This window comes from uncultured Winogradskyella sp., assembly GCF_947501905.1.
In the GTDB taxonomy this organism is placed as follows: domain Bacteria; phylum Bacteroidota; class Bacteroidia; order Flavobacteriales; family Flavobacteriaceae; genus Winogradskyella.
This window is the reverse complement of sequence record NZ_CANMXL010000001.1, coordinates 167,588-180,407: the sequence shown is the minus strand read 5'-3', so window position 1 is coordinate 180,407 and position 12,820 is coordinate 167,588. Positions and strand designations below refer to the sequence as shown.

16 protein-coding genes are annotated in these 12,820 nt (G+C 33.2%); 7 read left to right on the top strand and 9 right to left on the bottom strand.

Annotated features, from left to right (window positions below):
* Window positions 1-2 precede the first annotated feature (2 nt).
* On the top strand, window positions 3-218 hold the full coding sequence (locus tag Q0770_RS00895; RefSeq protein ID WP_299113065.1) for a DUF6500 family protein: 216 nt from the start codon (window positions 3-5) through the stop codon (window positions 216-218).
* 1 nt (window position 219) lies between these two features.
* Entirely contained in the window at window positions 220-444 is a 225-nt protein-coding gene (locus tag Q0770_RS00890) for a VF530 family protein (RefSeq protein WP_299113063.1), read from the top strand.
* Here the strand turns inward: Q0770_RS00890 and Q0770_RS00885 are convergent.
* The 9 genes from Q0770_RS00885 to Q0770_RS00845 form a co-directional block, all read right to left on the bottom strand.
* Entirely contained in the window at window positions 441-899 is a 459-nt protein-coding gene (locus Q0770_RS00885) for a tRNA (cytidine(34)-2'-O)-methyltransferase (protein WP_299113061.1), read from the bottom strand. The two genes, Q0770_RS00890 and Q0770_RS00885, sit on opposite strands and share 4 nt — an antisense overlap.
* Window positions 900-1,291: 392 nt before the next feature.
* Entirely contained in the window at window positions 1,292-2,053 is a 762-nt protein-coding gene (gene trpA, locus Q0770_RS00880; RefSeq protein ID WP_299113058.1) for a tryptophan synthase subunit alpha, read from the bottom strand.
* A 1-nt stretch (window position 2,054) separates the two neighbouring features.
* Window positions 2,055-3,242: a tryptophan synthase subunit beta gene (gene trpB, locus Q0770_RS00875; RefSeq protein WP_299113056.1), complete on the bottom strand. Its 1,188-nt coding sequence runs from the start codon at window positions 3,240-3,242 to the stop codon at window positions 2,055-2,057.
* A 57-nt stretch (window positions 3,243-3,299) separates the two neighbouring features.
* Window positions 3,300-3,911 carry a phosphoribosylanthranilate isomerase gene (locus tag Q0770_RS00870; protein WP_370454708.1) on the bottom strand — a complete coding sequence of 204 codons (612 nt, stop codon included), beginning with the start codon at window positions 3,909-3,911 and terminating at the stop codon, window positions 3,300-3,302.
* 98 nt (window positions 3,912-4,009) lie between these two features.
* Entirely contained in the window at window positions 4,010-4,795 is a 786-nt protein-coding gene (trpC, locus tag Q0770_RS00865) for an indole-3-glycerol phosphate synthase TrpC (protein ID WP_299113053.1), read from the bottom strand.
* On the bottom strand, window positions 4,792-5,784 hold the full coding sequence (gene trpD, locus Q0770_RS00860; protein WP_299113051.1) for an anthranilate phosphoribosyltransferase: 993 nt from the start codon (window positions 5,782-5,784) through the stop codon (window positions 4,792-4,794). Before trpD ends, trpC begins: the two co-directional genes overlap by 4 nt.
* A gap of 7 nt (window positions 5,785-5,791) precedes the next feature.
* Window positions 5,792-6,358: an aminodeoxychorismate/anthranilate synthase component II gene (locus Q0770_RS00855; RefSeq protein ID WP_299113049.1), complete on the bottom strand. Its 567-nt coding sequence runs from the start codon at window positions 6,356-6,358 to the stop codon at window positions 5,792-5,794.
* Between the two features lies 1 nt (window position 6,359).
* The gene (locus tag Q0770_RS00850; protein WP_299113046.1) at window positions 6,360-7,766 is read right to left on the bottom strand and encodes an anthranilate synthase component I family protein; all 1,407 of its coding nucleotides are present in this window, start codon (window positions 7,764-7,766) and stop codon (window positions 6,360-6,362) included.
* A 214-nt stretch (window positions 7,767-7,980) separates the two neighbouring features.
* Window positions 7,981-8,544 (bottom strand): YceI family protein, encoded by a 564-nt coding sequence (locus Q0770_RS00845; RefSeq protein ID WP_299113044.1) that lies wholly within the window; start codon window positions 8,542-8,544, stop codon window positions 7,981-7,983.
* A 124-nt stretch (window positions 8,545-8,668) separates the two neighbouring features.
* On the opposite strand from Q0770_RS00845, the gene Q0770_RS00840 reads away from it, so the two are divergent.
* The 5 genes from Q0770_RS00840 to Q0770_RS00820 all read left to right on the top strand — a co-directional run bounded on the left by Q0770_RS00840 (window position 8,669) and on the right by Q0770_RS00820 (window position 12,810).
* Window positions 8,669-9,196 (top strand): TlpA disulfide reductase family protein, encoded by a 528-nt coding sequence (locus tag Q0770_RS00840; RefSeq protein WP_299113042.1) that lies wholly within the window; start codon window positions 8,669-8,671, stop codon window positions 9,194-9,196.
* 7 nt (window positions 9,197-9,203) lie between these two features.
* Window positions 9,204-9,815, top strand: coding sequence for a thioredoxin family protein (locus Q0770_RS00835; RefSeq protein WP_299113038.1), 612 nt, complete (start codon window positions 9,204-9,206; stop codon window positions 9,813-9,815).
* A 117-nt stretch (window positions 9,816-9,932) separates the two neighbouring features.
* Window positions 9,933-10,253: a rhodanese-like domain-containing protein gene (locus tag Q0770_RS00830; RefSeq protein ID WP_299113036.1), complete on the top strand. Its 321-nt coding sequence runs from the start codon at window positions 9,933-9,935 to the stop codon at window positions 10,251-10,253.
* A 13-nt stretch (window positions 10,254-10,266) separates the two neighbouring features.
* Window positions 10,267-10,677 (top strand): rhodanese-like domain-containing protein, encoded by a 411-nt coding sequence (locus Q0770_RS00825; protein WP_299113034.1) that lies wholly within the window; start codon window positions 10,267-10,269, stop codon window positions 10,675-10,677.
* Window positions 10,678-10,803: 126 nt separating this feature from the next.
* Window positions 10,804-12,810, top strand: a complete 2,007-nt coding sequence (locus tag Q0770_RS00820) for a protein-disulfide reductase DsbD (RefSeq protein WP_299113032.1) — start codon at window positions 10,804-10,806, stop codon at window positions 12,808-12,810.
* The last annotated feature ends 10 nt before the right edge of the window (window positions 12,811-12,820 follow it).

The window sequence follows — 12,820 nt, the reverse complement described above, 5'->3', positions numbered from 1 at the left end:
TTATGACTCCAACTTTAAAAGCCAAAATTATTGAGGTTTGTGATAAGAAAATTGCAGCTAAAGGTACCAATGTTGGCATTTCTTTTTATGCGTTTTTTAAAAATAAGAATGATAACCCAATTCTATTGATGGAAGCTGCAACGTGGTGGATACAAACGCATCAATTAAACCATTTTGAAAAGGCTGTGAAAATCAAACAAATTGTTTTAGATTTATAGTATGAATTCTCAGCCTAATAATCCTTTACATGGTGTCAAACTTCAGCAAATTGTAGAAGATTTAGTGGCGCATTACGGTTGGGAATATATGGGACATCAAATTAATATACGTTGTTTTACCCACGAACCATCCGTAAAGAGCAGTCTAAAGTTTTTGCGACGCACACCTTGGGCAAGAACCAAGGTGGAGAAGATGTATTTGAATATGCTAGAAAAACGTCGTTAATCTATATTAAGTTGACGTAAACCTTCGTAAGTAACTATGCTAGCAGCATTAGCGAGATTAAGACTCCTTATCTCATTACTATACATTGGTATTTTAAAAAGTTGTTCGGTATACTTTTCAGTGATGTCTTTTGATAGTCCAACAGACTCTTTCCCGAAAATGAGAAACATGTCATCTTCAAAACTAATATCCCAATGATGTTTGGTGCCATGACTACTCAGAAAAACTATGTTTTGGTTTTCATTCATTTTAAAGAATTCATCGACATTGTCATAGTAGATAACTTCGAGATGTTGCCAATAATCAAGCCCAGCACGCTTTAAACGTTTATCGTCAATTTCGAAACCAAAAGGTTTTACCAAATGCAAGCGAGAACCTGTAGCTAGAGCTAAGCGACCTATGTTTCCTGTGTTATTAGGTATTTCGGGTTCTATGAGGACGATGTTAAGTGGCATTTATTTTCTTTTTTAAATATTTTGAAGCCATTAGAATTATATAAGATAGAACATGACAGAGAATTGCATAATAGATTATGATATGAATTTCCATCGATAATGACGGATAAAGGTTTTTAGTATCATATCCATCTTTATTCCAAATTATAAAAGAGATATAAAAGATAATTATTGAGACTATCATATAGAATATCTTATGAATTCTGAATTTAAATTGCCGTTCAATAAATAACAAAATTAAAACTGTTATTAAAGACGGAAAACTATAAATAGCTATTATTATAAGTATAAAAAGAAAAGCATCAATATCATAGTATGTAATAATATAGATAAACGTATAAATTACTAGGTACAAAAAACTAAACGCTAAAACATCGCTATCTTTTTTCACTTTAAAAGATTGTATTTACAAAATCATCAATAGTATCAATTCCATTTGCAGTTACATGCTTTATAAAAGCACTTCCAATAATAGCGCCCTTAGCTTGTCTCGTAGCTTGGGTAAATGTCTCGTTATTAGAAATGCCAAAACCTACAACCTGCGGATTATTAAGTTTCATATTGGCTATGCGATTAAAGTAATCTTCCTGAGCATTTCCAAACCCAGATTTTGCGCCTGTTGTACTTGCGGAGCTTACCATATAAATAAATCCGTCAGACACTGAATCTATATATCTAATTCGCTCGTCTGATGTTTGAGGTGTGATTAAAAACACATTGATAAGTCCATATTTTTCAAAAGTATCTTTGTATTGCTCTGCATATACATCTACAGGTAAATCAGGTAAAATTAATCCGTCAATACCAATCTCTTGGCATTTTTTACAGAAGGCTTCCACGCCATATTGCAAGACGGGATTAAAATAGCCCATAATGATTAATGGAATAGAAACTGTTTTGCGAATATCTTTTAATTGCTGAAATAATAACTCACTCGTCATGCCATTTTGAAGTGCTTTTGTAGAGCTATCTTGTATGGTTGGTCCATCGGCTAATGGGTCGCTGAATGGTAAGCCAATTTCAATCATATCCACACCACTTTTCTCCAAATTTTGTATGATGGTAACAGTGTCATTAATATTCGGATAACCTGCTGTAAAATATATAGAAAGCAATTTTTTGTTTTCTCTTAATTTTTGATTTATTCTGTTCATCTTATAATTTAAAATAATCAATATAATTCTGTAAATCTTTATCACCACGACCAGACAAACTGATAATTACAATGTCGTCTGGTTCAAAAGTTTTGTGACTAAAAATAGCCAAAGCATGACTTGTTTCTATAGCGGGAATGATGCCTTCTAATTGCGCTAATTCGAGACCAGCAGTCATGGCTTCATCATCTGTAGCTGAGTAGAATTCTCCGCGACCCGATTTATACAAATGCGAATGCATTGGACCAACGCCAGGGTAATCTAAGCCTGCTGAAATAGAATAAGGTTCGGTAATTTGTCCATCATTGGTTTGCATTAGTAAGGTTTTGCAACCGTGAATGATGCCTTCTTTCCCCAATGCAGAAGTGGCTGCACTCTCTCCAGAATGAATACCTTTTCCTGCAGCTTCTACAGCTATAATACCAACGTCTTCGTTATCTAAAAAATGATAATAAGTTCCGGCAGCGTTGCTTCCCCCACCAATACAAGCTACAACGTAATCTGGATTTTCTTTGCCTTCATGTTCTTGTAATTGCCATTTTATTTCCTCTGAAATAATAGACTGAAAGCGTGTTACCATATCTGGATATGGATGCGGGCCAATCGCAGAACCAATAATGTAGTGTGTGTCAACAGGATTATTAATCCAATCGCGGATTGCTTCATTTGTAGCATCTTTTAAGGTGCGACTACCAGATAATGCTGGTCTTACTTCTGCGCCTAGCATTTTCATACGCGCTACGTTTGGTGCTTGTCTTGCGATATCTATTTCGCCCATGTAAACGATACATTCCATACCCATTAACGCGCATACAGTTGCAGTAGCAACACCATGCTGTCCGGCACCAGTTTCAGCAATGATTCTCGTTTTGCCTAAGCGTTTAGCCATTAAAATCTGCCCGATGGTATTATTGACTTTATGTGCACCAGTATGGTTTAAGTCTTCGCGTTTAAGATACACTTTGGTGTTGTATTTATCGGAAAGACGTTTTGCAAAATAGAGTGGAGAAGGTCGACCCACATAATCTTTTAAAAGTTGATTAAACTCTTCTTGAAAAGAAGGCTCAGCCATAACTTTCAGATAATTTTGACGTAATTCTTCTACGTTTGGGTATAGCATTTCAGGGATGTATGCACCTCCAAACTCGCCGTAGTATCCTTTTTCGTTAATGTTGAATGTTGTTTTCATAGTCTTTTGTCATTTCGACATGAGCGAAGCGATTGAGAAATCTCAGGGTGAGATGTCTCACATACGTTCGACATGACTAATTTCATTTTTAAATTTTTCTAATTCATTAATATCTTTTAATCCAGGCTCGATTTCAAATTTACTGTTGACATCAATAGCGTAGCAGTATTTTGAAGCTGGGCTTTTTTGGAATGCTTTTAATTTTTCAATTTCACTTAATCCAATACCGCCACTTAAAAAATAGGGTGTAGTTGAAGAATAATCTTTCAATACGTCCCAGTTGAAAGTGTAACCGTTTCCGCCAGGTAGTTTGCCTTTTGTATCGAATAAGAAATAATCTACAATACCTTCGTAAGGCTTTAATACATCAAAATTGAAAGTGCTTTTTATGCTGAACACTTTGATGATTTCAACATCAGAATCTTTTAAAGTTTTGCAATATTCTGGAGATTCATTTCCATGTAATTGAACAGCTTTTAAAGAATGCTTTTTTATTAATTGAAGTACAGTTTCTAAATCAGTATTTACAAAAACACCTGTCTTTTTAATAGTCTGAGGAAGTTCTGGAATTTCACCATCAAAAAATCGTGAAGACTTATCGTAAAAGATAAAGCCAAGATAGTCTGGTTGCAATGCTGCAACAGACTCTATATTTTCTTGATATTTCATTCCACAAACTTTTAATTTCATTCTTTAGTCATTTCGACATGAGCGAAGCGATTGAGAAATCTCAAGATGAGATGTCTCACATACGTTCGACATGACAGTTATTTTATCAATTCATTTATAAATTTTTCCGCATTTTCACCTGGGTTATCTGTTTTCATAAAATTTTCACCAATTAAAAAACCTTTGTATCCATAAGGCTGTAATTCTTTTATGGCATCAATAGAACTGATGCCACTTTCAGATACTTTTACGAGGTCTTCAGGGATGAGTTGACTTAGTTGTTTTGAAATTTCTAAGCTGACTTCAAAAGTTTTTAGATTTCTATTATTTACACCCAACATATCCAGAGAAGGCATAATAGATTTATGTAATTCAGCTTCGTTGTGAACTTCTAATAGCACATCGAGATTTAGTTGCTTCGCGAATTCGGAAAATTGCTTTATTTCATCTCTAGTTAATATAGCCGCTATGAGAAGAATCACATCTGCTCCATATGACTTTGATTCTAGAATCTGATACTCATCGATTATGAATTCCTTTCTTAACAAAGGCAAACTAGAACTAGCTCTTGCAATCAATAAATCGTCTAAACTACCGCCAAAATATTTTCCGTCAGTTAAAACGGACATGCCACAAACACCAGCGTTTTCATAACCAGAAGCTACATCTTGTACATTTAGATTGTGATTGATTACAGACTTAGATGGTGAGCGTCTTTTGTGTTCTGCAATGATGCCACTATTACTATTTCTTAGTTTTTTTGATAACGAAACGGTTTCCCTTTCAAAAAGAACAGATTGTTCCAATTGCTTTGTAGGAATAAGTGACTTGCGTAAGTCAACTTCTATGCGTTTATCTTTTACTATTTTATCTAAAATGTTCATTTACTTAATTCTATAAGTTTATCTAGGCTTTGCTTTGCTTTTCCGCTTAATAAAGATTCTCTTGCTAGTTCAAAACCTTCTTTATGTGATATCTGTTCTCGTGTGGCTATTGCCAAACCTGCATTGGTACACACTACATTATTTTGTGCCTCAGTCCCTTTTCCGTCGATGATATTTACAAAAAGATTTGCCGCATCTTTAATGGTATCTCCGCCAAAAATTTCAGATGGTGCAGTGGTTTTTAAACCTAAATCACTTGGAGAAAACAAGGTCTCAGAATGATTAGAAATTATTTTTGCTTTTCCAGTCAATGAGATTTCGTCATAACCATCTAAAGCGAAAACAATGTTATAATTCTTATCTGTTTTTTGATATAAAAAACTGTACAAGCGTAGTATCTCTAAATTATAAACACCTAACAATTGATGCTTAGGAAATGATGGGTTTACCATGGGTCCGAGCATATTAAAAAATGTTTTAACTCCTAATTCTTTTCTAATAGGCGCTACATTTTTCATAGCTGGATGAAACAAAGGTGCGTGTAAAATGCAAATACCGGCTTTGTCTAAACAGCGTTTTAGAAAATCTTCATTATTAGAAAACTTCATACCTAAATATTCCATGACATTAGATGAGCCTGAAGTTGAAGATACACCGTAATTACCATGCTTAGAAACATGAACACCAGCACCAGCTGTAATAAATGACGATAATGTTGAAATATTAAAAGTGTTTTTGCCATCACCGCCAGTACCAACAATATCAATGGCATTATAGTCGCTTAAGTCTATTGGAATGCAAAGCTCCAAAAGCGCATCTCTAAACCCTTGAAGTTCTTCGATAGTAATACTACGCATCATGTATACTGATAGAAAACAAGCAATCTGACTTGGGTTGTACATATCGTTGGATATGTTAACTATGATTTGCTTGGCTTCTTCAGTTGAAATTGTTTCATGCGCTATAAGTCTGTTTAAAACGTCTTTCATATTCTTTTTAACTATTCACCCAATTCTTTAAAATTTGTTTTCCACTAGGCGTTAAAACCGATTCTGGATGGTATTGTACACCTTTTACGTCATACACTTTGTGGCGAAGAGACATCACTTGTCCATTCTCATCGAATGATGTGGCTTCTAAACTATCTGGTAAGTTGGCATTGACAACCCAAGAGTGGTAACGACCAACTTCAAAAGTTTTACCTAAGCCATCGAACAAGTCTTCGTTATTAACAGATAGTGTAACGTTTGTTGCGACACCATGAAAAACAGTATCCAAATTTTCTAATGTGCCACCAAAAACTTCACCAATAGCTTGTTGCCCTAAACAAACCCCAAGTATACTTTTTGTAGGTGCATATTTTTGAATAATTGCTTTTAATAATCCAGCTTCATCTGGAATTCCTGGTCCTGGAGAGAGCACAATTTTATTAAAATTATCAACTTCTTCTAATGTTAATTTATCGTTTCGTTTTACGGTAACCTCGCAGTTTAAATCTTCTAAATAATGAACAAGATTATAGGTAAAACTATCGTAATTGTCTATGACTAAAACTTTTTTCATATTAAATGTCTTTTGCAAGTTCAATGGCTTTATTTAAAGCGCCCAACTTGTTGTATACTTCTTGTTTTTCACTTTCAGGATTAGATCTAGATACCAATCCGGCACCAGCTTGCCAGTTAAGTTTGTAATCTTTGCTTAAAAATGTTCTAATCATAATGGCATGATTAAAGTTACCTTCAAAATCCATAAAACCTATAGCACCACCGTAGTATCCACGGCTAGTTTTTTCATATTTTTCTATGAGTTGCATAGCTTTATGTTTTGGTGCGCCACTTAAGGTCCCCGCTGGGAATGTATCTGCCACAACCTGCATGGTTGAGGTTTTGTCGTGTTTTTGTCCAGTAACTTTACTTACTAGATGAATAACGTGAGAGAAGAATTGAACTTCTCTGTAAGTTTCCACTTTTACATTATTTCCGTTCCTGCTTAAGTCGTTTCTGGCTAAATCGACAAGCATCACATGTTCGGCATTTTCTTTCTCGTCATTTATTAATTCTTCAGCAAGAACAGCGTCTTTGTCATCATCTCCGGTTCTTTTAAAGGTTCCTGCAATTGGGTGAATTTCTGCTAATCCATCATCAACAATGAGTTGCGCTTCGGGTGAACTTCCAAAAATTTTGAAGCTTCCGTAATCGAAATAGAATAGGTAAGGCGATGGATTAATACTTCTCAATGCTCGATACACATTAAAATCGTCTCCAGAAAACTCCTGTGTAAAACGACGTGATAATACCAACTGAAATACATCACCTCTAGCACAATGCTTTTTTGCTAAATCTACATGTTCTAAAAATTCACTATCCGTAAGATTGGATGAAATACAACTTTTAGTATTAAAGTTGAAAGACGCAAAATTTTGAACATTCATAAGCTTGTCAATCTCTTCAACATTACTATCTATTCCTTCTGGGCAATGTGCAAATATGTAGGCCTCATTTTTAAAATGATTTATAGCAATGATATTTTGATACACAGCATAATACATGTCTGGAATTTCAACAGAATTGTCTTTTTTAGAAATAGTAACGTCTTCAAAATATTTAACCGCATCATAAGCCGTAAAACCGAAAATCCCATTATTAATGAATTTGAAATTTTCCTCGGAATTCGATTTGAAGCGTTTTGTGAAACTTTGAATTTCTTCTACTACATTTACAGAATCGTTTATAGCAATCTCAGTAGAACTTCCGTCTGGGAAATTTTGAAAAATAACTTCGTTTTCAACTTTTATAGAGGCTATTGGATTAAAACATATATAAGAGAAATTCTTATGGTTTCTATGATAATCCCCACTTTCTAGTAGAATACTATTAGGAAATTTATCCCTTACCTTATAATACACAGAAACAGGAGTAATTGTATCTGTTAGAATCTTTTTGTAATGGGTGTATAGGTTAAATGTTTTCATTTATGCTGAATATATTTCAGTATTTAAAATTAAAAAAGGCTTGTCGTGAATGACAAGCCTTTAAGTATTTTAGTTAACACAATGGACTACTTCACGAACGTTTCGTTAGTTAAGCTCCACCACCATGTTTTGTTTGTTTGCATTTGTTTATTTAAAGTTCAAATATAGAAATGAAAATTTTTATTTCAAACTAATTTGAAGGTTTTCTATTTAACTAGAACGATAATTTTACATCAAGCTCAAAATCATCAGAAATTGCTTTGTCTTTTAAATTATCAATAAAAGAAGCAGAACCATATTTAATATCAAACTTAGTTCGGTCTATAGTCAATTTTGTAGAAGCAGAGTTTTCTTTAATAACCATATTAAATGATATAGGTTTTGTAATGCCTTTTATAGTTAGCTGCCCAGTAACTTCATAATCACTATACTGATTTGTAACTTTTGTGATTTCTAGCGTAGCTGTTTTGTGTTTTTCTACGCCAAAAAAATCATCAGATTTTAAATGCCCTTCAAGATTTGCCTTTCCTTTGCCTTGCATATCTGTAACATTAATCGTCGACATATCCATAACAAAACTTCCGCCTACTAGTTTTTTGCCATCAAATTTAAGAACACCGCTTTGTAGATTAATTGTACCTTCATGACTTCCAGTTACTTTTTTACCAATCCATGAGATTTTACTTGTTTCTACATCAACTTGTCTTTCTTTTAGTAAAGTGAAAGAAAAAAATGAGATTGCTAAAACTAATACTGCAACTATTTTTATATTTTTCATTATATTCTTTTAAGATTATTAATAGTCTCGATTATCAGCGCAAACTTACTATCGGTCATTAAATTTAAATTTAATTTTTTGTTAAAAGTTCTCATCTCCATAAATGCATCATTAATTTTATAAGATGAAACGATTCTTAATTATAGTATTGCTTTTAAGCTTATCATGTAAAGAGACATCAAAAGAAGCTGTTGCTGAGGTGAAAAATTCTGAAGCAGAAGTTAAATCTGATATAGATTTAAAAATCTATGACTATGATGGTCTGGAGCCTTTAATCAATAAAACCGATGATAAAGTTCATGTAGTTAATTTTTGGGCAACTTGGTGCGCACCATGTATTAAAGAGTTGCCATATTTTGAAAAAGTAAAAGCTGAATATGAAAAAAAAGGTGTTGAGGTATTGTTAGTGAGTTTAGATTTCCCAAGACAATATGAAACTAAACTAAAACCTTTTATCAAAGAAAAACAATTACAATCTGAAGTTGTTTGTTTTGATGATGTAGACCAAAACAGATGGATACCAGCAATAGATAGTACATGGTCAGGCGCATTACCTGCCACGATTATATACAAAAACGATAAGCGACAGTTTTATGAAAGGTCGTTTAACTATAAAGAATTAGAAAAAGAAGTACAACAATTTTTAAAATAGATTTATCATGAAAACACTAAGAGTATTGGCAGTTTTAATCTGCTTTGTGAGTTTAACAGCATTTACCATTACAACCGATGGCGGTTATGATATTGGAGATGTGGCTACAGATTTCTCTTTAGAGAATATAGACGGAAAAAAAGTGTCACTTGCAGATTATAAAACTGCAAAAGGCTTTATTGTGATATTTACATGTAATACATGTCCTTATGCAGTGGCTTATGAAGATAGAATTGTAGAATTAGATAAAAAATATGCATCAAAAGGATATCCGGTTATTGCAATTATGCCAAATGATACTGATGTTAAACCAGGAGATAATATGCAGGCCATGAAAGCAAGAGCAAAAGCCAAAGGCTTTACATTTCCTTATTTGATGGATGATGGTCAAAAAATATACCCGCAATACGGCGCGACTAAAACACCTCACGTTTATATTTTAGAAAAATCTACAGAAGGTAATATTGTAAAGTACATTGGTGCAATTGATGATAATTATAAAGATGCAGCTGCAGTTAAAACAAAGTATGCAGAGAATGCTGTTGATGCACTTTTGGCTGGAAAAGAAATAGAACAGAAAAAAACAAGAGCAATAGGTTGTTCTATTAAAACAAAATAATAGGTTTTTCGTTTAACGAGAATAAATGTTAAAATTAAATCTGGAGTGTAACACTTCAGATTTTTTTACGTCTATATCATAAAGAAATGTTAATTTTGTTTAAGAAATTTAAAGTAAATGGCTGATTTACAACAAGAAGATTGGACAAAAATGCTATCTGAAGACAATAATTCAGTAGTTTTAGATGTTAGAACACAAGAAGAGGTTGAGGACTTAGGAGTAATTCCTAATGCTTTGCATATAGATATTTTTAAGGGTCAAGGCTTTATTGATGAGATTCAACAACTAGATAACACCAAAAATTATTTTGTGTATTGTAAAGCAGGAGGAAGGAGTGCACAAGCATGTGCTATTATGAATCAGCTAGGTTTTGAGAAGACCTATAATCTTCTTGGTGGTTTCACTGAATGGGAAGGAGAAGTCCATCAAATATCATAATCAATCAATAATCATGAAAAAACTATTATCAATCACATTATTAAGTTTCATTTTATTATTTAGTACTAGCTGCGTTGATAAAAATGCAGATTCTACTGATGTAAAGTTAGTTACAGCTGAAGAAATGAAAAAAATTATAGAACTAGAAGATGTGCAGCTTGTTGATGTACGCACACCATCAGAGTTTGACGAAATTCATATAGAATCTGCTCAAAATATTGATTTTAGATCTCCTACTTTTGAAGAGGATATTACTAAATTAGATAAATCAAAGCCTGTATTACTGTATTGTAAGTCTGGAAAACGAAGTGCTAAATGTGCTCGAAAACTTAAAGAAGCTGGCTTTGAAAAAGTCTATGAACTTGAAGGAGGCATATCCAAATGGCAATATTCTGAAATACTTACCATAGAGAAAAAATCATAAAACTAATAACCGAACACAAAACGTTCGGTTTTTTTATGCCATGAATTCTTAAGGTTTTTATAAATTAGACGACTTTTAAGTAGTAAAATCTGCGCAACATATACATTTGTGCTTTAACTTTTATTTATGGCAATAACAAAGCGTTTTCTTTTTGCAATACTAAGTCTAGTTTTTACATCCTCTGTTTTTTCGCAAATTTTAGAACCTGTTAAATGGGAATCTAATATTGACAAGATTTCTGATACAGAATATGAATTGTCTTTTACAGCAAATATCGATTATGGTTGGTATATATATTCTCAGTTTAAAATAGATAAAGAAGGCTTTGCGCCTCAAACTTTTTTTGAGTTCAAAGATTTAGAAGATAATTACAAATTATTAGGAAAGACTTCAGAACCATCAGTAGAGCCTGTTTTTGATAAGATATTTCAAGAAGATGTTGTAAAGTTCAAAGAGCAGGCTGTTTTCAAGCAACGTATTTCAATTACAAATTTAGATTTAAAACAAGTTGAAGTATTTGTAGAATACCAAACCTGCGATAATGAAAAATGTATCCCAGGAGATTTTACGTTTAATCTCAATTTAGATGGAAGCAAAGCCGAAGCTAAAGCTGTAAACATCGACGAGCGCAGTCAAAAGCTATCAGAAGAATTAAAATTAAATATCACAGGTTGGGACAAATATGAGAAGCAAGATATAGAAGAGAAAAGTAATTTTTCAATTTTTATTTTAGGCTTTCTCGGAGGTTTAATCGCATTATTAACGCCTTGTGTTTTCCCAATGATTCCTTTAACGGTTTCATTTTTCACTAAAAGTTCAGGAGATTCTAAGAAAGGATTATTCAATTCTATTCTTTATGGATTTTTTATCTTTCTTATTTACTTATTGTTGAGTATTCCATTTCACTTATTAGATTCTTTGGATCCAGGAATTCTCAATAGCATCTCTACAAATGTGACGCTAAATATTATTTTCTTTATCATTTTTATCGCTTTTGCATTTTCATTTTTTGGATATTTTGAATTGACATTGCCACAATCATGGAGTGCAGCTATGGACAGTAGAGCTAACAAAATAGGTGGATTCATTGGCGTGTTTTTTATGGCCTTGACTTTAGCTATAGTGTCTTTCTCATGTACAGGGCCAATTTTAGGAACACTATTAGGAAGCTCTCTTACAGCTGATGGTGGTGCTATGCAATTGACTATGGGAATGAGTGGTTTTGGTCTAGCTTTGGCTTTACCATTTACCTTATTTGCCATGTTCCCAAAATGGTTAAACTCACTACCAAAATCAGGTGGATGGTTAAATACTGTAAAAGTAGTTTTAGGATTTATAGAATTAGCACTAGCACTTAAATTCTTGTCTAATGCTGACTTGGTTGAGCATTGGGGATTACTAAAACGCGAAGTCTTTATTGGACTTTGGATTATAATAGGTATTGGCCTAATCTTATACTTATTCGGAAAAATTAAATTCCCGCATGATGGGCCACTTCAGGAATTAGGAAAGGGGCGTATCACCACAGGGATTTTAGTTGTAGCTTTCGTCATCTATTTAATACCAGGATTAACCAATACTAAATATGCTAATTTGAAACTATTAAGTGGTTTTCCGCCACCAATGTTTTATAGCTTGTATGATAAAGCCTCTAATTGCCCATTAGATTTAAATTGTGATAAAGACTGGCAAGAAGGTTTAGCAAAAGCGAAAGCTGAGAACAAACCTATATTATTAGACTTTACAGGTTGGGCATGTGTTAACTGTCGTAAGATGGAAGAACAGGTTTGGAGTACCTCTGAGGTTTATAATATTTTAAGTAAAGATTATGTGATTGTTTCATTGTATGTCGATGATAAAAAAGTATTGCCTGAAGATGAACAGTTTGATTACTTAAGGGCAAATGGAACCGTGAAAACTATTGAAAGTATTGGCGATAAATGGGCAACTTTACAAACTATAAACTTTCAGAATAATTCGCAACCGTATTATGTGTTATTAAATCACGATTTAGAATTGCTTAATACAACAAATGCTTATGAGCCAAATGCAGAGGCTTACTTTGAATGGCTAAATAAAGGCTTGGAGAATTATAAAGCAGGAAACAAAATAAAAGGGTTTAAGTTTAAATAATGGAGTTATT